Genomic DNA, 20,009 nt, shown 5'->3' with positions numbered 1-20,009 from the left:
CGGACACGTGGGATCAATACGCCCATCAGGTACGACCAGGAGCAGGAGACACAGGACGATGCGTATCGGAGTTCTCACCGCAGGCGGCGACTGTCCCGGCCTGAACGCCGTCATCCGGTCGGTCGTACACCGCGCGCTGGTCGGCCACGGCGACGAGGTCATCGGATTCGAGGACGGCTTCAAGGGCCTCCTCGACGGCCACTACCGCTCCCTGGACATCAACGCCGTCAGCGGCATCCTGGCCCGCGGCGGCACCATCCTGGGTTCGGCGCGCATGGAGCGGGCCCGGCTGCACGAGGCCGCCGAGAACGCGCACGAGCTGGCCCGGCGCTACGAGCTCGACGCCCTGATCCCGATCGGCGGCGAGGGCACCCTGACGGCCTCGCGGATGCTCTCGGACGCGGGGATGCCGGTCGTCGGCGTTCCGAAGACCATCGACAACGACATCTCCGCCACCGACCGCACCTTCGGCTTCGACACCGCCGTCACCGTCGCCACCGAGGCCATCGACCGCCTCAAGACCACCGCCGAATCGCACCAGCGCGTGATGGTCGTCGAGGTCATGGGCCGCCACGCCGGCTGGATCGCCCTGGAGTCCGGCATGGCCGGCGGCGCCCACGGCATCTGCCTGCCGGAGCGCCCCTTCGAGGTGGACGCCCTGGTCAAGATGGTGGAGGAACGGTTCTCCCGGGGCAAGAAGTTCGCCGTCATCTGCGTGGCCGAGGGCGCGCACCCGGCCGAGGGCTCCATGCCGTACGAGAAGGGCGCGATCGACGCCTACGGCCACGAGCGCTTCGCCGGCATCGGCAACCGCCTGGCCGCCGAGCTGGAGCACCGCCTCGGCAAGGAGGCCCGCCCGGTCATCCTCGGCCACGTCCAGCGCGGCGGCGTCCCCACCGCCTACGACCGCGTCCTGGCGACGCGCTTCGGCTGGCACGCCGTGGAGGCCGTGCACCGCGGGGACTTCGGCAACATGACCGCCCTGCGCGGCACCGACGTGGTCATGGCCCCGCTGGCCGAGGCCGTCACCGAGCTGAAGACCGTCCCCGAAGGCCGCATGTACGAGGCCGAGTCCGTCTTCTGAGCGGACCGTACGGCCCGGCCCGCCGGGACCTGCGCCCCCGCTCGCGCGCCGAACGGCCCCGGACGTCCTCCGGCGAGGGGGGCGTCCGGGGCCGCCGCGCCCGGAGCGTCCTATCCCGCACCGCCGGCCAGCGACCAGAACCGCTCCGAGATCGCCTCCAGGTACTCCCGGCCGGCGTCGCCGGTCCAGGTCGAGCTCTCGCCGCCGCCCCAGCTCACCGTGGCCGCCATCCGCTGCTGGTACTCGTTGTGGAGCAGCTCCAGGACCCGTTCCAGATGCGACCTGGGCACCGGCAGCAGCTTGGCCAGCGGCTTCGCGTACGCCTGCCAGCGGGTGGTCGCCGCGCTGCGCAGCAGCCCGTCGAGCTCCTCCTGTTTGCCGGTCACCGCCACGAACTGGGCGAGGCTCAGCTTGAGGGCCGAGGCGAGGGCGGCGGACTGGCGCTCGTTGCCCTTCCAGCGCCCGCTGTCCTCCATCTTGAGGTACGCGCCCGGCTCCAGCCCGACCCGGCGGGCCAGGTCCTCGGGGTCCATGCCCCGGGCCAGCCGGTGTTCCCGCAGGGTCACGGGCTCGGCGAGCAGCTCCCCGGGGGAGCACCAGAGCACGCCGGCGAGGGCGGTGAGCTCGGCGGAGCTGGGCGACTGCTCGCCCTGCTCCCAGGCCGTCACGGTCTCGGGCGCGACGAGCAGGCCGTACTGGGCCCGCAGGCCGTAGGCGACATGACCGGGCGCCATGCCCAGGGCCGCGCGCAGGCGACGCGCGGCGGGGGCATTGAAAGGTGGGCTGGAGTGCACAGGGCACACCGTAGGAGTGGCCGAGCCGCTGCGACTACAGACCAATCAAACAAGCCAATAACTCGTAGGAAAGTCCTAGGCAGTTCATGACTTTATGCGGTTTTCCCGGCGACTGTCCGGTAATCGGAGGGCCGGAAGATCCCTGTACAGGGTACGGATCAGGCCACTCCATTTCAGGTGCCTCCGGGGACCCGTCGCGTGATCCCCGCCACACACCGTGAACCACGCCCCTATGCCTTGCGTGATCCATAACGGGGCCCTCGCATACGGGGGTGGCGAGGGCCCCACGCACTCAGGGCCTGAGCCAGACCGTCGCCATCGGCGGGAGCGTCAGCCGCAGGCTCTTGGCGCGCCCCTGGGCCGGCACCGGCTCGGGACGCAGCGGACGGCCGTGGTGGACGCCGCTCCCTCCGTACACCTCCCGGTCCGTGTTGAGGACCTCCCGCCACGCCGGGACCTCCTCCGGCACCCCGATCCGGTACCCGTGCCGGACCACCGGGGAGAAGTTCGACACGCACAGCAGCTGCGAGCCGTCGTGTCCGTAGCGCAGGAACGCGAACACGTTGTCGTCGGAGGCGTCCGCGTCCACCCACGCGAAGCCCTCCGGCACCGAGTCCCGCTCCCACAGCGCCGGCGCCGCCGTGTACGCCCGGTTCAGGTCGCGCACCAGCTCCCGCACCCCCCGGTGGTCCCCGGCCGCCGGGTAGGAGGTGTCCAGCAGCCACCAGTCCGGCCCGTAGGTCTCCGACCACTCCGAACCCTGCGCGAACTCCTGCCCCATGAACAGCAGCTGCTTGCCCGGATGGGCCCACATGAACCCCAGGTACGCCCGGTGCGTGGCCCGCTGCTGCCACCAGTCGCCCGGCATCTTCGACACCAGCGAGCGCTTGCCGTGCACCACCTCGTCGTGCGAGATCGGCAGCACGAAGTTCTCGCTGAACGCGTACACCATCCCGAAGGTCATGTCGTGGTGGTGGTACTTGCGGTGCACGGGCTCCTTCGACACGTACCGCAGCGTGTCGTGCATCCAGCCCATGTTCCACTTCAGCCCGAAGCCCAGCCCGCCCGAGTCCGTGGGCCGCGTCACCCCGTTCCAGGCCGTGGACTCCTCCGCGATCGTCACCACCCCCGGACAGCGCCGGTACACCGTCGCGTTCATCTCCTGGAGCAGCGCCACCGCGTCCAGGTCCTCCCGGCCGCCGTGCTCGTTGGGCGACCAGTCGCCTTCGGCGCGCGAGTAGTCCAGGTACAGCATCGAGGCCACCGCGTCCACGCGCAGCCCGTCCACGTGGAACTCCTGGCACCAGTACACGGCGTTGGCCACGAGGAAGTTGCGGACCTCCTTGCGCCCGTAGTCGAACTCCAGCGTCCCCCAGTCCGGGTGCGCGGCCCGCCGGGGGTCCTGGTGCTCGTAGAGCGGCCGCCCGTCGAACTCGGCCAGTGCCCACGCGTCCCGCGGGAAGTGCGCCGGCACCCAGTCGACGATCACCCCGATCCCTGCCCGGTGCAGCGAGTCCACCAGGAAGCGGAAGTCGTCCGGGGTGCCCAGCCGCGAGGTCGGCGCGTAGAAGCCGGTCACCTGGTAGCCCCACGAGCCGCCGAAGGGGTGCTCGGCGACCGGCATGAACTCCACGTGCGTGAAGCCCAGCTCCTTGACGTACGAGGGCAGCTGCTCGGCCAGGCTGCGGTAGCTCAGCCCCGGCCGCCAGGACGCCAGGTGCAGTTCGTACACCGACATCGGCGACTGGTGCGCCGGGCGCAGCCCCCGCGCGGCCATCCACCGCGCGTCCCCCCACTCGTAGCGGGAGGCGGTGACCACCGAGGCGTTCGCCGGCGGGACCTCCGCGTACCGGGCCATCGGGTCGGCCCGCAGGGTGTGGCCCCCGTCCGGGCGGGTGACGTCGTACTTGTACAGGGCCCCCTCGCCCACCCCCGGCAGGAACAGCTCCCACACCCCGGTCGAGCCCAGCGAGCGCATCGGGTACGCCACCGGGTCCCAGCAGGAGAAGTCCCCGGTGACCCGCACCCCCTGCGCGTTCGGCGCCCACACCGTGAAACGGGTGCCGCAGACCCCCTGGTGCTCCATGACCTCCGAGCCCAGGGCCGTCCACAGCTCCTCGTGCCGGCCCTCGCCGATCAGGTGCAGGTCCAGCTCGCCGAGGGTGGGCAGGAACCGGTAGGGGTCGTGGACCTCGACCTCGTCGCTGTCGTAGGTCACCAGCAGCCGGTAGTCCGGCACCCCGGTCAGCGGCAGCAGCCCTGAGAACAGCCCGTCGCCGTCGTCGAAGAGCTCGGCCCGCAGCCCCTTCGCCACGATCGTGACGGCCTTCGCGTAGGGGCGCAGCACCCGGAAGGTCACCCCGCCCCGCTGGGCGCGGGCGCCGAGCAGCGCGTGCGGGTCGTGGTGGCGGCCCTCCAGCAGCCGGGCCCGTTCCCCCGCGTCCAGCGCGGCGGCCGGCCGGACCCCGTGGGGCGGCGCGGCGCGACGGGCCCGCGACCCCCTGGGTACGGGCGGCCGGGCGGCCGTCTTCGGCGCGGGCGTCGGGGCCGCGTCGGGGGCGGCTTCCTCTCGGACGGTCGGTGACGGCTGTCGTGCGGCGCTCACGCGAGCGGCCTCCTCGGGGGCTTCGGGTGGGGGGTGGTGCCGGGTACGGGCGGGGGCATGCGGTGGGCGGGGCGTTCGGGCGCCGACAGCCGGCGGATCGCCGCCATCGGGACGTGCAGCCAGTCGGGGCGGTGCCGGGACTCGTAGCGGGCCTCGTACACCGCCTTGTCGGTCTCGTACGCCCGCAGCAGGACCGGGTCCTCGCGCGGGTCGCGGCCGGTGGTGCGGGCGTAGCCCTCGCAGAACGCGGCCCGGCAGGCGTCCGCCCAGGCGGGGGCGAAGGGCCGGTGGGAGCGGGCGGCGTAGTCGAAGGAGCGCAGTATCCCGGCGATGTCGCGGACGGCCGGTTCGGGGCGGCGGCGGTCGGCCAGCGGGCGGGCGGGCTCGCCCTCGAAGTCGATCAGCGCCCAGCTGCCGTCGGCTGTGCGCAGGGTCTGGCCCAGGTGCAGGTCCCCATGGATGCGCTGGGCGGGCACTCCGGCGCCCCGGGAGGCGGCCAGCGCGTCGAAGGCGCCGCGCAGCCCGGCCTCGTAGGGCCGCAGCGCGGGCACCTCGCGGGCGGTGGCGGCCAGCCGCGCGGTCATCCCGGCGGCGAGCCGGGCGGTCTGCTCGGGCCCCAGGGCCAGGGTGGGCAGGGCGCCGGCCAGGGCGCTGTGCACCTCGGCGGTGGCCCGGCCCAGGGCGTGCGCCTCGGCGGTGAAGTCGGCGCCGGCCCCGAGCCGGCGCAGGGCCAGCTGCCAGCCGTCGTCGGAGCCGCGCAGGTAGGGCTGGAGCACGCCGAGGGTCAACGGTTCTCCGCCGCCCGGCGCGGCCTCGTACCAGGCGACCGGGGCGGGGACGCGTGCGCAGCCGGCGGCGGCGAGGGCTCTGGGCAGCTCCAGGTCCGGGTTGGTCCCGGGGCCGACCCGGCGGAACACCTTGAGGATGTACGCGTCCCCGTAGATCAGAGAGGAGTTGGTCTGCTCCCCGGACAGCGGCCGGGGGGCGAGTCCGGCCTCGATCGGGGCGTCCGGGTCCCGGTCGAAGCGCAGCGGCCCCAGGGTGCCGGGGGAGCGCAGCCGCTCCAGCAGCATGGCGGCGAGCCGGGGGTCGCCCAGGGCCTCGTACACCGCCCTGCCCGCGTACGGGCCGGACCGGGGGTGGCCGATCAGGGCGGGGGCGAGGGCGGGCGGCAGCGGGGACGGCCTGATGCCCAGGAGGAGTTGGTAGCAGTCCCCGTCCACGTCGAGCAGCAGGTGCAGCAGTCCCGGGACGGAGCCCGGCGGCAGCAGTTCGGCCGCCGAGACGGCCCTGAGCCGGACGATCCCGCGTCCCTTGCCCGCGAACCAGCGCTGCGCGGGCAGCCATTCCCTCAGCATCGGTTCGAGCGGGCCGATCCCGGCGGCCCGGTCGGCCGTCAGCCGGCTCCGGGCGGATGCAGCCTCCGACATGGCGTCGCGTCCTTTCCCCGGGCCGTCACAGAATGCGCAGAGTGTCCCGGATGTGCGGCAGTTGCTTCTCCGGTAAGTGCGAGTGTCGGGTCAGGATGCTCCGTACAGGGGCGGGCGTTGACCCGTTGGAGTGCCCGCCCCGTTCCGGTGGCGCGCAGGTTCGCGCGACTGGCCTACAGGCCGGGCTGTTCCCGGCGCAGGCGGAACCAGTAGAAGCCGTGGCCCGCCAGGGTCAGCAGGTACGGCCATTCACCGATCGGCGGGAAGCGCACGTCGCCCGTGAGCTCCACCGGGACCCGCCCGTTGAACGACCGCAGGTCCAGCTCGGTGGGCTGTGCGAAGCGGGAGAAGTTGTGCACGCACAGCACCAGGTCGTCCCCGAACTCGCGCAGGAACGCGAGGACGGCCGGGTTGGACGAGGGGAGTTCGGTGTACGAGCCGAGGCCGAAGGCCGGGTTCGCCTTGCGGACCTCGATCAGCCTGCGGGTCCAGTGCAGCAGCGAGGAGGGCGAGGACATCGCGGCCTCGACGTTGGTGACGCGGTACCCGTAGACCGGATCCATGATGACCGGCAGGTTCAGCCTTCCCGGATCGCAGGAGGAGAAACCGGCGTTGCGGTCGGGGGTCCACTGCATGGGCGTGCGGACCCCGTCGCGGTCGCCGAGCCAGATGTTGTCGCCCATGCCGATCTCGTCGCCGTAGTACAGGACGGGCGAGCCGGGCAGGGACAGCAGCAGGGCGGTGAACAGCTCCATCTGGTTGCGGTCGTTGTCCAGGAGCGGGGCCAGCCGGCGCCGGATGCCGATGTTGGCCCGCATCCGCGGGTCCTTGGCGTACTCGGCGTACATGTAGTCGCGCTCTTCGTCGGTGACCATTTCGAGGGTCAGCTCGTCGTGGTTGCGCAGGAAGATGCCCCACTGGCAGCGGTCCGGGATCGCCGGGGTCTTGGCCAGGATCTCGGAGACGGGGTAGCGCGACTCGCGGCGCACGGCCATGAAGATGCGGGGCATGACCGGGAAGTGGAAGGCCATGTGGCACTCGTCCCCGCCGGTCGCGTAGTCCCCGAAGTAGTCCACGACGTCCTCGGGCCACTGGTTGGCCTCGGCGAGCAGGACGGTGTCCGGGTAGTGTGCGTCGATCTCCGCCCTGACCCGCTTGAGGAGCGCGTGGGTCCGGGGCAGGTTCTCGCAGTTGGTGCCCTCCTCGGCGTACAGGTAGGGCACGGCGTCCAGGCGGAAGCCGTCGATGCCGAGGTCCAGCCAGAACCGCAGGGCGGAGATGATCTCCTCCTGCACGGCCGGGTTCTCGAAGTTGAGGTCCGGCTGGTGCGAGAAGAAGCGGTGCCAGTAGTACTGCTTGCGGACCGGGTCGTAGGTCCAGTTCGAGGTCTCGGTGTCGACGAAGATGATGCGGGCGTCCTGGTACTGCTTGTCGTTGTCCGCCCACATGTAGTAGTCCCCGTAGGGCCCGTCCGGGTCCTTGCGGGACTGCTGGAACCACTCGTGCTGGTCGCTGGTGTGGTTCATGACGAAGTCGATGATCACCCGCATGCCGCGGCCGTGTGCGGCGTCCACGAACTCCACGAAGTCGGCGAGGTCCCCGAACTCGGGGAGCACCGAGGTGTAGTCGGAGACGTCGTAGCCCCCGTCGCGCAGCGGCGAGGCGAAGAACGGCGGCAGCCAGAGGCAGTCGATCCCCAGCCACTGGAGGTAGTCCAGTTTCTGGGTGAGCCCCTTGAGGTCCCCGACGCCGTCGCCGTTGCTGTCGTGGAAGGAGCGGACGAGGACCTCGTAGAAGACGGCCCGCTTGAACCAGTCGGGGTCGCGGTCCTTGGCGGGGGTGTCCTCGAAGGTGTCGTGGACGGGGTCGTTGATCATCATGTGGTGGGTGACCCTCCGGTGGGCGGGGACGGTCGCAGGGCGGCCAGGACGTGCGCGGGCGTACGGCCCGGTTCCAGGCGCACGTAGTTCGCCCTGCCCCAGTGATAGGTCTCGCCGGTGAGCTCGTCGCGCACCGCGAGGGACCCGTGCCAGTCGAGGCCGAGTACCGGCATGTCCAACGAGACCGTCGCCTCCTGGGTGTGGTGCGGATCGAGGTTGACGACCACCAGTACGGAATTGCCCTCCGCGTGTTTCGAATAGGCGATCACTTGTTCGTTGTCGGTCGAATGGAAGTGGATGTCCCTCAGCTGCTGGAGGGCGGGGTTGCGCCGGCGCATCCGGTTCAGGGCGGTGATCAGCGGGGCGATGGAGCGGCCCTCGCGGTCGGCCGCCGCCCAGTCGCGGGGGCGCAGCTCGTACTTCTCGGAGTTCAGGTACTCCTCGCTGCCCTCGCGGACCGGCTCGTTCTCACAGAGCTCGTAGCCGGCGTAGACGCCCCAGGTCGGGGAGAGGGTGGCGGCGAGGACCGCCCGGACCTCGAAGGCGGGGCGGCCGCCCTTCTGGAGGTACTCGTGGAGGATGTCCGGCGTGTTGACGAAGAAGTTCGGCCGCATCACGGAGGCCGAGCGGGTGCCGGACAGCTCGGTCAGGTACTCGGTCAGCTCGGCCTTGGTGTTGCGCCAGGTGAAATACGTGTACGACTGCTGGAAGCCGATCGAGGCCAGGGCGCGCATCATGGCGGGCCGGGTGAAGGCCTCCGCCAGGAAGATCACGTCCGGGTCTGTCCTGTTGATGTCCGCGATCACCTTCTGCCAGAAGACGACCGGCTTGGTGTGCGGATTGTCGACGCGGAAGATCCGGACCCCGTGGTCCATCCAGTGGCGCAGGATCCGGCAGGTCTCCTCGATGATCCCGGCCATGTCCGTGTCGAAGTGGATCGGGTAGATGTCCTGGTACTTCTTCGGCGGGTTCTCGGCGTAGGCAATCGTCCCGTCGGCGCGGTGGCGGAACCACTCCGGGTGCTTCTCCACCCAGGGGTGGTCCGGGGAGCACTGGAGGGCGAAGTCGAGGGCGATCTCCATCCGGAGCTCGCGGGCCCGTGCGACGAAGGCGTCGAAGTCCTCCAGGGTCCCCAGGTCGGGGTGGACGGCGTCGTGCCCGCCCTCCGGGGAGCCGATGGCCCACGGTACTCCCGGATCCCAACTTCCCGCCGAAAGGGTGTTGTTGGGGCCCTTGCGGAAGGTCGACCCGATCGGGTGGACCGGTGGCAGGTACACCACGTCGAAACCCATCGCGGCAATGGCCGGGAGCCGTTCGGCGGCGGTCCGGAACGTGCCGCTCACGGGGTTCGAGCCGGGCTCCACCACGGCTCCCTCGGAGCGGGGGAACATCTCGTACCAGGAGCCGAAGAGGGCCCTCCTGCGCTCGACGAGCAGCGGCAGCGCCTTCGCGGACGTCACCAGCTCCCGGTAGGGGCGCCGGGCGAGCGCCGCGTCGACGGCCGGGGCGAGCGCGGCCGCGTGGCGCACCTCCACGGGCCGGTCCTCGTCGCGCATCACGTCCGCGGCGGCCAGCACGGCCTCGCGTCCGTCGCGCTTGGGGATCTTGGCGGCGGCCCGCTCGTAGAGCTCGGCGCCCTCGAGGAGCGTCAGGCCGGTGTCGAGGCCGGCCGGGATCTTGACCGCGGCCTGGGCTCGCCAGGTCGCGACCGGATCGCTCCACGCCTCGACGGTGTACGTCCACCTCCCCTCGATCTCGGCGGAGACGCGGGCTCCCCACCGGTCGGTACCGGGGGCCAGCTCGCGCATCGGAACCGGCGGGCGCAGCCGCCCGCTGGGATCGCGCAGGACGACATGGGCGGAAACGGCGTCGTGCCCCTCGCGGAAGACGGTGGCGGAAATCTCGAAGACCTCGTCCACCACCGCTTTGGCGGGTCTGGCGCCACAGTCGACGGCGGGGCGGACGTCCAGCACGGGAATGCGACCGATCATGATGGGATCACCTGAAGGCAGTTCGCAGGGCTCGGTGACGGGCCAGCCGGAATCACGGCTGGTAGTGCACGCTCTGTTCGCTCTGTTTCTAGCCGCTCGGAAGACGGCTGGGCTGCGGGCATGGCCGCTCCTGTCCGCGTTCACTCGGGTGGCGGGAGAAGGTCGGGGGAGGGTGCGCCGTGCGTGTACCGCGTGTACCCGCTGAGCCCTTCCCAATCCCGCAGCGCCCAATCCGTGCTGTCGGTCAACTACTCGTACGTAAGGAGCGCCCGATTCCCCAAGCCCCTGGTCGACATCGGCCGAGGCTCCGTCAAGTCGGCCGGGACCAGGTGAGGTCCGGCCCGACACCCCCGCACCCCCTGTCCCACCGGTCCCCGGCGCCCCGCCAGGGCGCCGGGACGCGGGCGCGGGGCCGAGCGCCCCGCACCGGAGGCTGACGGTGTTTCAGCATTTCGGAAGGGGTCATCCGGGGACGTGATCCGCGCGAGAATGCGCCGCATGGGTCTGACCGAGCAGCTCGTGCATCCCGACCCCCGGCAGCGGGAAGGGGCCGCGCGGTGGGTGAGCGAAGCGGTGTGGGATCCCGGGGCGGAGGCGGAACTGGCCGGAGTGCTCGTCGAGGCCGCCTGCGTGGAGGAGGACCCGGCCGCGCTGGAGGCGCAGGTCGGCGCGCTCGTCGCCGTCGAGGCGGGGATCAGCGACCTCGGGCTCCAGCGGCTCGGACTGCTCTGGCCCGCGCCGCCCGCCCTGGAGCGGCTCCTCTCGCGGGCCGGCCGGCTCCAGGTCTCCGCCCCCGTCACCCCCGGCGGCGCCGCTGCCACCCTCGCCGTGGTCCGCTGCCTGCGCGGGGCCCCCCGCGCCGGGTCGCGGCTGCGCACCACCGGCGGGGCGTGGGTGGTGCTGGAGCGGATCGAGCTCTACGGGCGGGCCGTCGACCGGCTGGACGCCGGCAGCAGCGCCCGGGTCCTGCTCTCCGGGACCGGGGCGCGCGGGCTGGAGGAGTGGGACCGCCTCGACGCCGACCCCCGCGCGCGGGAGTGCGTCCAGGGGCTCCTCTCGCCCGACCCCCGGGTGCGCTGCCTGGCCGCCGCCGAGGCCTGCGACTGGCCCGACTCCTGGGACGACGACGCCGGGCGCCGGCTCTGCGCCGCCCTCGCCCGGGCCGCCGCGGCCGAGACCGACCCGGAGGCCCTGGAGGGCGAGTTGCACGCCCTGCTCCGCCTCGCCGTCTTCGTCTCGTTCCCGGTGCTCGTCCTGCTGCGCGGCCTCGAACGCGCCGCCCTGCCGCCCTCGCTGCGCCCGCATCTGGACGACCTGTTGGACGAACGGCCGCCCGGGGACCGGATCCGGCAGTAGCCTTCCGGGGGCGTTGCGCGCCTGCACAGCGTGGTGCGGCCGCTCCGATCCGTCATCCCCTGCGAAGGTGGAACACGTGAAGGCTATCCGTCGATTCACCGTGCGCCCCGTCCTCCCCGAGCCGCTCATGCCACTCGCCGAACTCGCGCGCAACCTGCGCTGGTCGTGGCATACGGAAACCCGCGAACTCTTCCAATCCGTCGACCCCGAGGGCTGGCAGGCCGCCGCCGGCGACCCCGTCCGGCTGCTCGGCTCGGTCTCCGCCACCCGGCTCGCCGAACTCGCGGCCGACCGGCGCTTCCTGCGGCGGCTCGCCGTCGCGGTCGCCGACCTCGACGACTACGTCCACGGCGGGAGGTGGTACCAGACCCACGAGAACAGCGGCGGGCTGCCCGCCGCCATCGCCTACTTCTCCCCCGAATTCGGCATCACCGCAGCCCTCCCCCAGTACTCCGGCGGGCTCGGGATCCTCGCCGGCGACCACCTCAAGGCCGCCAGCGACCTCGGCGTCCCGATCATCGGCGTCGGCCTGCTCTACCGGCACGGCTACTTCCGCCAGTCGCTCTCCCGCGACGGCTGGCAGCAGGAGCACTACCCGGTCCTCGACCCCCAGGAACTGCCCCTCGCCCTGCTCCGCCAGGAGGACGGCACCCCCGCCCGCGTGACCCTCGCCCTCCCCGGCGGACGGTCGTTGCACGCGCACATCTGGCAGGCCCGCGTCGGCCGCGTCCCGCTGCTCCTGCTCGACTCCGACGTCGAGGACAACGACGCCGGCGCCCGCGAGGTGACCGACCGCCTCTACGGCGGCGGCAGCGACCACCGCCTCCTCCAGGAGATGCTGCTCGGCATCGGAGGCGTCCGGGCCGTCCGCACCTACTGCCGCATCACCGGCCACCCCGAACCCGAGGTCTTCCACACCAACGAGGGACACGCCGGGTTCCTCGGCCTCGAACGCATGAGGGAACTGGAGGGGGAGCAGGGCCTGGGCTTCGACGCCGCCCTCGAAGCGGTCCGCGCCGGGACCGTCTTCACCACCCACACCCCCGTCCCCGCCGGCATCGACCGCTTCGAGCGCTCCCTCGTCGCCCGGCACTTCGGCGAGGGCGGCGAGCTGGTCGGCGTGCCCGTCGAACGGATCCTGGAACTCGGCGCCGAGTCCTACCCCGGCGGCGACCCGGGGGTGTTCAACATGGCCGTCATGGGACTGCGCCTCGCCCAGCGCGCCAACGGGGTCTCCACCCTCCACGGCGCGGTCAGCCGCGGCATGTTCGCCGGGCTCTGGCCGGGCTTCGATCCGGCCGACGTGCCCATCACCTCCGTGACCAACGGGGTGCACGCACCGACCTGGGTCGCCCCCGAGGTCATGCGTCTGGGCGCCCGCCAGATCGGCGCCGGACGCACCGAGGACGCCCTCGCGGTCGGCGGCTCCACCCGCTGGGACGCCGTCGCGCAGATCGCCGACCAGGACGTGTGGGACGTACGGCGCTCCCTGCGCGAGCAGCTGGTCCAGGAGGTGCGCGACCGGCTGCGCGCCTCCTGGAAGCAGCGCGGCGCCGCCGACGCCGAGCTCGGCTGGGTGGACGGCGTCCTCGACCCGGACGTGCTGACCATCGGCTTCGCCCGCCGCGTCCCCTCGTACAAGCGGCTCACGCTGATGCTGCGCGACCCCGAGCGGCTGCGCGCCCTGCTGCTGGACCCGGAGCGCCCGGTGCAGATCGTCGTCGCGGGCAAGGCGCACCCGGCGGACGACGGCGGCAAGCGGCTCGTCCAGGAGCTGGTGCGCTTCTCGGACGACCCGCGCGTGCGGCACCGGATCGTCTTCCTGCCGGACTACGGCATGGGCATGGCGCAGAAGCTCTACCCGGGCTGCGACGTCTGGCTCAACAACCCGCTGCGGCCGCTGGAGGCCTGCGGGACCAGCGGGATGAAGGCGGCGCTCAACGGCTGCCTCAACCTGTCGGTGCTGGACGGCTGGTGGGACGAGTGGTTCGAGCCCGACTTCGGCTGGGCCATCCCCACCGCCGACGGGCTCGGCACGGACGAGGAGCGGCGCGACGACCTGGAGGCGGCCGCCCTCTACGAGCTGATCGAGAACCGGGTCGCGCCCCGCTTCTACGACCGGGCAGGCCGCACCGGGCTGCCCGACCGCTGGATCGAGATGGTCCGACGCACCCTGGTGTCCCTGGGCCCGAAGGTGCTCGCGGGGCGGATGGTACGGGAGTACGTGGAACGGCTCTACGCTCCGGCGGCGCTCGCGCACCGCGCCCTGACCGCCGACGCGGCGCGGGACCTGGCCTGGTGGAAGGGCCGGGTCCGGGCGGCCTGGCCGAGGGTGGCCGTCGAGCACGTGGAGGCCGTCGCCGCCACGCCGGTGGGCGGTACCGCCGAGCTGGGCGCCACCCTCACGCTGCGGGTCCGGGTGGCGCTCGACGCGCTCGCGCCGGACGACGTGGAGGTGCAGGCGGTCGCGGGCCGGGTCGACTCCGAGGACGTGATCAAGGACGGGCGGGCCTTCCCGCTCAAGCCCGCCGCCGGTCCCGACCTGGAGGGGCGCTGGGTCTACGAGGGTCCCCTCGCCCTCGACCGGACGGGCCCCTTCGGCTACACGGTACGGGTCCTGCCCACGCACCCCATGCTGGCCACCCCGGCCGAACTGGGCCTGGTCGCGGGCCCGGTGGACGCCGACACGGCGACGGGCGGCGTCCTGCTGCGCTGACCCGGGTCAGGGGGCGGGCGGCGGGTCGACCAGCCGCCCGTCCTCGACCAGCATCCCGGCCCGCTTGAGGGTCCGCAGATTCGGGATGACCTCCACCTGCCCTATGCCGGGCACCGCGCCGATCCGCTCGGTGAGGTACGTGTACAGCGCGTCGGTGTCCCGGCACACCACCACGGCCAGCAGGTTCGCCGCCCCGGTGATGGCCGCCGCGAACGGCACCTCCGGATGGCTGCCCAGCGCGGCCCCCACCTCAGCCAGCCGGGCCGGCGGAACGGTCAGCAGCAGGGAGGCGTCCGCCTCGTAGCCGAGGTGCTCCGGGATGATCTCCACGTCGAAGTAGACCGCCCCGCGCTCCCGCAGCCGCTCCAGCCGGCGCCGGGCCGTGGACTCCGACAGGCCCGAGGCCCGCGCCAGTTCCGGGTAGCCGGCCCGGCCGTCCTGCCGCAGGACCGCCAGCAGGGCCAGCTCGGCCTCGTCGAGGGTGTAGCGCGCCTCCTTGTACTCCGGCGCGGGCGGCGGCGGGCGCAAAGCCTCGATCTGGTCCGGGCGCAGCCCCTTCAGTGCCGCCCAGACCCCGGGGCCGCCGATGTACTTGCGCAGGACGGTGTGCGCGCTGATGGCGGTCACCCGGCGGGTGCGCGGCAGCTTCTCCAGCAGCAGGGCGTCCCGGTCCTCGCGGGTCCGGGCACGGGTCATGCAGTGGATCTCCGTACCGCCCGAGTTCAGGGTCACCCAGGCGATGTCCGGCCGGCGGGCCAGCGCCTCGGCCACCGCGACCGCCGCGTCCGGGGCGCACTGGACGCGCACCCAGGACTCGAACAGCCCGACCCGGCCGCCGACGGGCAGGCCGACGACCCGGAGCAGGCCGTTGCCGCGCAGCCGGTGGTAGCGGCGCACCACCGTCTGGTCGGAGACCTCCAGTACCTCGGCCAGCCGGCTGAAGGGGGCCCGGCCGTCGATGGACAGGGCCTGGGCCAGGGCCTGGTCGAAGGCGTCCAGCTCGGTGGACCGGTCCCCGCGGGTCGTGAGATGCATGGTTTCCATCATTCCAGGTGAGGCAATGACCGGAATCCTGCGGAACCGGCCTTCCGGGTGGGTGATTCGGGGCTCCGCTGCCACGGTGGGGCGACCGCAGAGAAGACCCGACGCCGGGCACCGACGACCCCGGCCCGCAAGAACCAGAGGAGAATCCCCATGCGCAAATGGCTGCCCCTGACGGCGGTGTGCATCGGGGCGTTCATGCTCCTGGTCGACGTCACGATCGTGACCGTCGCCCTCCCGGACATGGCCGCCGACATGCACACCGGTTTCTCGGGGCTCCAGTGGGTGATGGACATCTACGCCCTCGCCCTCGCCGCCCTGCTGCTCGGCTCGGGGTCGCTCGCCGACCGGATCGGCCGCCGCCGGGTCTACCTCGGCGGGCTCGTGGTCTTCGCCGCCGCATCCCTCGTCTGCGGCCTGGCCGGCGGACCGGGTGCGCTGATCGCCTTCCGCGCCGTCCAGGGCATAGGCGGCGCGGCGATGGCCGCCACCTCCATGGCCCTGCTCAGCGCCTCCTACCAGGGCCGCGACCGCGGGGTGGCCTTCGGCGTGTGGGGCGCGGTCAACGGCGCCGCCGCGGCGGCCGGGCCGATTGTCGGCGGGCTGCTCACCGAGCACTTCGGCTGGCGCTGGATCTTCTTCATCAACCTGCCCCTGTGCGCCCTGGCCGTGTTCGTGACCCTCAGGGCGGTGACGGAGTCCCGCGACCCGCGGGCCCGGGGGCTCGACCTGCCGGGCATGGCCACCTTCACCGTGGGGGCCGGGGCCCTGACCTACGCGCTGATCCGGTCCGGTGAGGACGGCTGGGGCTCGCCCGCGACCCTCGGGCTGTTCGCCCTGGCGGCGGCCGCCTTCGCCTGCTTCGTCCTCGTCGAGCTGCGCGGCTCCCGCCCGATGCTGGACCTCTCGCTCTTCCGCAGCCCGGCCTTCGTGGCGGTGATGACCGCCGGACTGCTGACCTCCGGGGCGGCGTTCTCTTACCTGATGTACGTCTCCCTGTGGCTGCAGTCCGCCGAGGGCATGACCCCGGTGGGCGCCGGTCTGGCGCTGGTGCCGATGAGCCTGGCGGCCTTCGTCGTCGCGGCGGTGGCCGGGCGGCTGCTGCACGGGGTCTCCGCGCGGCTGACCATCGGCGGCGGGCTGCTGCTGATCGGCGGGGGAGCGCTGCTCCAGGCCTGGATGCTCGACGCCGGCGACAGCTGGCCCGCGCTGGTGCCGGGGCTGGCGCTGACCGGGGTCGGGGTGGGCGTGTCGATGCCGGCGCTGGCCGCCGCCGCGATGGGGGCGGTGCCCCCGGCACGGGCGGGCATGGCCGGCGGGGTGCTGAACACCTCGCGGCAGCTGGGCACGGCTCTGGGCATCGCGGTGCTGGGTGCCGTGTTCCAGGCCGGGCTGGCGGACGGGCTCGACGGGCGGCCCGCCGGCACCGCCGACGCCCTGGCCTCCGGCGGGGCCGGCCGGCTGCTGGAGGCCGTGCCCGGGGCCCGGGCCTGGGTGGACGTGGCCTTCGCGAGCGGGCTGCGGGAGACCTTCGTGGTCTCGGGCGCGCTGGGCCTGGCCGGCGGTCTGGCGGTGGTCCTGCTGATGCGCCGCACGGCACCGGCCGGCACGGACGCCGCCAAGGTCCCGACCCCGTCCCCGGCCACCGACCCGACCCGGCCGCAGCAGCCGGCGTAAGGGCTCCGGCCGGCCGGGTCACCGCTGCGCGGGCCCTTGCTCCCCGCCCCGCCCTTCGCCCGTTCCCTGGGGCTCCGCCCCAGACCCCGCGCCGCGTTCGAGCGCACGGGTGCGCAGCGCACGCACGGGGTCAGGGGCGGAGCCCCTGGGAACGGTGGAAGGGCGGGTAGGGGACCAGGCCCGCGCAGCGGCGGGGCAGGGCGCTCCAGGAGGGTGAACCTCCGAACATCCTGGCGCATGGCACCGGCCACGCCGCCCCGCGGGCTCCTAGGCTGCCCCGCGGACGCCCCCGCGAGAAACGGACCCCCCATGCGCCTTCGCTCCACAGCCACAGCAGCCACCGCCCTCCTCGCCGTCGCACTGGTCCTTCCCGCCTCCGGCCAGGCCCTGGCCAACGACCACGACCACGGCACCCTCGGCGAGATCCACTACCGGTTCACGGACGACGACGGGGACGTGCGCCACGGCACGATCGAGCCGGGCGACAACGACACCTGCTACCGCCTGACGGGCACCAGCCGCAACCGGTCGGCCTTCGCGGTGCAGAACGACACGGACTCGCTGGCCCTCGTCTTCCGTGACAACAGCTGCGGCGGCGAGACCCAGGAGGCGCTGCGGCCGGGCGAGCGCGCGCACGACCTGAACGCCCGCTCGGTGTACCTCAAGCCGACGGACGACCACCACCACGGCCGCCACGACCGCGACGACGACTGGGGCGACGAGGACCGCGCCCGCCCCCGTCAGGACCGCGGCAAGGACCGCGTCGTCTTCGACCGGGCCTTCCTCGGCGCGGCCTTCCGTTCGATCGGCTGATCCACCGCCCGCGTGCCCCGCACCGCAGGGGCGCATGGGACAGGGCCGCCCGGGGAGGATTCCTCCCGGGCGGCCCCGTGGTTTGAGCGGTTCAGCCGTGGTTCACTGCCTGCCCCGAGGGGTCAGAAGGTGAGCTTCCAGCTGTCGATCCTGCCGGTGTCGAAGGTGGCGTTGTCGTTCACGCGCAGCTTCCAGACGCCCTGGGCGACCTCGGAGGAGGCGTCCACCGTGTAGCTCTTGATGATGTTGTCGGCGCTGCCGCCGGAACGGTTGTGCAGGTTGTAGACCGTGCCGTCGGGGGCGACCAGGTCGACCTTCAGGTCACCGATGTAGGTGTGGAGGATGTTGACGTCCACCTTGAGGGTGCTCGGTGCGTTGCCCGTGCGGGTGACCGTGATCGGGGACTCGACTGTGGCGTTGTCGTTGATCGCGTAGTCGGTCGTGTTCTCGAACACGTTCTGCTGCGAGGTCCCGACGGTCCAGGTGAAGGACGCGGTGCCCGTCTTGCTCGCCGAGTCGGTGACGGTGACGGTCACGTTGGACGTGCCCGTGGTGGTCGCCGTACCGGAGATCAGACCGGTCGAGGAGTTGATCGACAGGCCGGCCGGCAGGCCTGTCGCCGCGTAGGTCAGGGCGCCCGCGTTGGTGCTGGTCGCCTGGACCTGGAGGCTCACCGCGGTGTTGACCTGGGTGGTCTGGTTCTGGATCGCGGTGACGGTGACCCCGTCGTTGATGCGCGGGCCGACGTTGATGGCGGCCCAGGCGTTCGCCACGTTGTTGTACGTGGCGGAGCCCTGGCCGTACAGGTCGGCGGCGGCCTTCAGGGTCTGGACGCGGGCGTCGGCGTAGTTGGTGGTCGACTTGAAGTAGCCCACCGTCAGCGCGCGGAACCAGATCTTCGCGGCGGCGTCACGGCCGATGGCGGTGACCGGGAGGCCGTCGGAGGTCGGCGAGTTGTAGCTCACGCCGTTGATGACCTTGGCGCCGGAGCCCTCGGAGGCCAGGTAGAACCAGTGGTTGGCCGGACCCGAGGAGTAGTGGACGTCGACCGAGCCGATGCCGGAGTACCACGCGTCCTTCGACGCGCCGTCCTTGCTCGGCTTGTCCATGTAGCGCAGCGGGCTGCCGTCGCCGTTGATGTCGATCTTCTCGCCGACGAGGTAGTCGCCCACGTCGTTCGCGTTGTTGGCCCAGAACTCGACGGCCGCCGCCATGATGTCGGAGGTGGCCTCGTTCAGGCCGCCGGACTCACCGCTGTAGGTCATGTTGCCGGTGACCGAGGTCAGACCGTGGGTCATCTCGTGCGCGGCCACGTCGATGGACGTCAGGGGCTTGCTGTTGCCCGAGCCGTCGCCGTAGGTCATGCAGAAGCAGGAGTCGTCCCAGAAGGCGTTGACGTACGCGTTGCCGTAGTGGACCCGGCTGTAGGGGGCCACGCCGTCGTTGCGCAGGCCGTTGCGGCCGTGGACGTTCTTGTAGTAGTCCCAGGTCAGCTGGGCGCCGTAGGCGGCGTCGGCGCCGGCCGTTTCCTTGTTGGAGGGCAGGCCGTTGCCCCAGGTGTCGGTGGAGTTGCTGAAGAGCGTGCCGGTGCCGGACGAACCGCCGTTGAGGTTGTACGTCTTGTGGCCGCCGCGGCCGCCGTCGGTCAGGGTGTAGGAGCTGCCCGACTGGGTGGTACCGAGGGTCACCTGGCCGCTGTACTGCGTGTTGCCGGTGCCGGTCTCGACGGCCTGCCACTGGGTGATCTTCGCGCCGGTCCTGGCGTCGGTGATCACGTGCAGGCGGCTGGGGGTGCCGTCGTCCTGGAGGCCGCCGACGACCGTCTCGAAGGCGAGGACCGGGACGCCGGAGCCGGCCCAGATCACCTTGCGGGCGCCCTTGTCGGCCTTGGACTGCTTGGAGCCCGCGGAGTTGGCGGCGGAGACCGCCTGGTCCTCTGCGGCGGCGGTGCTGACCGTGGCGTTGGTGTCCGCGACCTTGATCTCGTGCTGGGTCGCCTTGGTCACGCTCTTGGTGACGCCGCCCTTGGCGTGGACGGTCAGGTCGCCGCCGAGCACGGGCAGGCCGTCGTAGGTCCGCTCGTAGGTGGTGTGCGTGGTGCCGTCGGCGTCCTTGGACACATCACGGACGATCAGCTTCTCGCCGCTGCCGAGGCCGAGCGCCTTGGCGGCCTGCGCGGTGGTCGAGTTGGCCTCGCTGATGAGCGTCGCACGCTCCGAAGCGCTGAGTACGAGGTTGGCCGCGCCCGGGTTGGGCTGGGCGGCCGTGCGGGCCTGCGACGCGGTGACGTCGGCGGCGGCGGTGGCGGTACCGGCCTGCATACCTACGGCGACCAGGGCAGCCGCGGCTACGAGTGCGCCGGCCGCGGTGGCACGCCGCTGGGGGGTGGGACTCAACGCAGACTCCTTCTGCAAGGGGGGGTTCCGGATGGCTGGGTGGGCCTCCGGGCAGATCAGGGCTGTGCGATGAACGGATCAGAGCGTGCCACCTGGAGTGTCCGATGTCAGGGTCACATCAAAAGGTTGGCTGGAAACGGTTCGTTGTCCGAAGAGACGTATCCGGTATCCGGACCATTCACCTTTGTGTGCGAGGGCGCTCCGGGTGCCGTGGAACGGTTGGTAC

Annotated in this window: 12 protein-coding genes; 5 read left to right on the top strand and 7 right to left on the bottom strand. The window is 72.4% G+C overall.

The window, feature by feature from the left end; genetic code table 11:
• The first annotated feature begins 58 nt into the window (after positions 1 to 58).
• Complete coding sequence (locus ACFY15_RS01755) at positions 59 to 1,084, top strand: ATP-dependent 6-phosphofructokinase (RefSeq protein ID WP_390685397.1); 1,026 nt, start codon at positions 59 to 61, stop codon at positions 1,082 to 1,084.
• 110 nt (positions 1,085 to 1,194) lie between these two features.
• Here the strand turns inward: ACFY15_RS01755 and ACFY15_RS01750 are convergent, their stop codons facing one another.
• The 5 genes from ACFY15_RS01750 to ACFY15_RS01730 all read right to left on the bottom strand — a co-directional run bounded on the left by ACFY15_RS01750 (position 1,195) and on the right by ACFY15_RS01730 (position 9,784).
• Complete coding sequence (locus tag ACFY15_RS01750) at positions 1,195 to 1,887, bottom strand: XRE family transcriptional regulator (RefSeq protein ID WP_390685398.1); 693 nt, start codon at positions 1,885 to 1,887, stop codon at positions 1,195 to 1,197.
• 283 nt (positions 1,888 to 2,170) lie between these two features.
• The gene (glgB, locus tag ACFY15_RS01745) at positions 2,171 to 4,483 is read right to left on the bottom strand and encodes a 1,4-alpha-glucan branching enzyme (RefSeq protein WP_390685399.1); all 2,313 of its coding nucleotides are present in this window, start codon (positions 4,481 to 4,483) and stop codon (positions 2,171 to 2,173) included.
• A complete protein-coding gene (locus ACFY15_RS01740) occupies positions 4,480 to 5,913 on the bottom strand; it encodes a maltokinase (protein WP_390685400.1) in 1,434 nt (477 codons plus the stop codon). Before ACFY15_RS01740 ends, glgB begins: the two co-directional genes overlap by 4 nt.
• A gap of 173 nt (positions 5,914 to 6,086) precedes the next feature.
• The gene (treS, locus tag ACFY15_RS01735; protein WP_366452001.1) at positions 6,087 to 7,793 is read right to left on the bottom strand and encodes a maltose alpha-D-glucosyltransferase; all 1,707 of its coding nucleotides are present in this window, start codon (positions 7,791 to 7,793) and stop codon (positions 6,087 to 6,089) included.
• Entirely contained in the window at positions 7,790 to 9,784 is a 1,995-nt protein-coding gene (locus ACFY15_RS01730) for a maltotransferase domain-containing protein (RefSeq protein ID WP_390685401.1), read from the bottom strand. Before ACFY15_RS01730 ends, treS begins: the two co-directional genes overlap by 4 nt.
• Positions 9,785 to 10,282: 498 nt before the next feature.
• Between ACFY15_RS01730 and ACFY15_RS01725 the strand changes: the two genes are divergently transcribed.
• Complete coding sequence (locus ACFY15_RS01725; RefSeq protein ID WP_390685402.1) at positions 10,283 to 11,140, top strand: hypothetical protein; 858 nt, start codon at positions 10,283 to 10,285, stop codon at positions 11,138 to 11,140.
• Positions 11,141 to 11,216: 76 nt separating this feature from the next.
• On the top strand, positions 11,217 to 13,856 hold the full coding sequence (glgP, locus tag ACFY15_RS01720; protein ID WP_390824872.1) for an alpha-glucan family phosphorylase: 2,640 nt from the start codon (positions 11,217 to 11,219) through the stop codon (positions 13,854 to 13,856).
• Positions 13,857 to 13,862: 6 nt separating this feature from the next.
• On the opposite strand, the gene ACFY15_RS01715 is transcribed toward glgP, so the two are convergent.
• Complete coding sequence (locus ACFY15_RS01715) at positions 13,863 to 14,891, bottom strand: Lrp/AsnC family transcriptional regulator (protein ID WP_390685404.1); 1,029 nt, start codon at positions 14,889 to 14,891, stop codon at positions 13,863 to 13,865.
• 159 nt (positions 14,892 to 15,050) lie between these two features.
• On the opposite strand from ACFY15_RS01715, the gene ACFY15_RS01710 reads away from it, so the two are divergent.
• Complete coding sequence (locus ACFY15_RS01710) at positions 15,051 to 16,574, top strand: MFS transporter (RefSeq protein ID WP_390824871.1); 1,524 nt, start codon at positions 15,051 to 15,053, stop codon at positions 16,572 to 16,574.
• A 309-nt stretch (positions 16,575 to 16,883) separates the two neighbouring features.
• Complete coding sequence (locus ACFY15_RS01705; RefSeq protein WP_390685406.1) at positions 16,884 to 17,387, top strand: hypothetical protein; 504 nt, start codon at positions 16,884 to 16,886, stop codon at positions 17,385 to 17,387.
• 122 nt (positions 17,388 to 17,509) lie between these two features.
• On the opposite strand, the gene ACFY15_RS01700 is transcribed toward ACFY15_RS01705, so the two are convergent.
• A complete protein-coding gene (locus ACFY15_RS01700; RefSeq protein WP_390685407.1) occupies positions 17,510 to 19,783 on the bottom strand; it encodes a M4 family metallopeptidase in 2,274 nt (757 codons plus the stop codon).
• Between the last annotated feature and the right edge of the window lie 226 nt (positions 19,784 to 20,009).

Source organism: Streptomyces sp. NPDC001373 (assembly GCF_042895815.1).
Classification (GTDB): domain Bacteria; phylum Actinomycetota; class Actinomycetes; order Streptomycetales; family Streptomycetaceae; genus Streptomyces.
This window is presented reverse-complemented; position numbering and strand designations above follow the sequence as displayed.

Bases quoted from the DNA above. Each gene is read 5' to 3' on its own strand.
- ACFY15_RS01755 (WP_390685397.1), top strand. From the start codon at position 59: ATGCGTATCGGAGTTCTCACCGCAGGCGGCGACTGTCCCGGCCTGAAC.
- ACFY15_RS01740 (WP_390685400.1), bottom strand. From the start codon at position 5,913: ATGTCGGAGGCTGCATCCGCCCGGAGCCGGCTGACGGCCGACCGGGCC.
- treS (WP_366452001.1), bottom strand. From the start codon at position 7,793: ATGATGATCAACGACCCCGTCCACGACACCTTCGAGGACACCCCCGCC.
- ACFY15_RS01730 (WP_390685401.1), bottom strand. From the start codon at position 9,784: ATGATCGGTCGCATTCCCGTGCTGGACGTCCGCCCCGCCGTCGACTGT.
- ACFY15_RS01725 (WP_390685402.1), top strand. From the start codon at position 10,283: ATGGGTCTGACCGAGCAGCTCGTGCATCCCGACCCCCGGCAGCGGGAA.
- ACFY15_RS01715 (WP_390685404.1), bottom strand. From the start codon at position 14,891: ATGCATCTCACGACCCGCGGGGACCGGTCCACCGAGCTGGACGCCTTC.
- ACFY15_RS01710 (WP_390824871.1), top strand. From the start codon at position 15,051: ATGCGCAAATGGCTGCCCCTGACGGCGGTGTGCATCGGGGCGTTCATG.
- ACFY15_RS01705 (WP_390685406.1), top strand. From the start codon at position 16,884: ATGCGCCTTCGCTCCACAGCCACAGCAGCCACCGCCCTCCTCGCCGTC.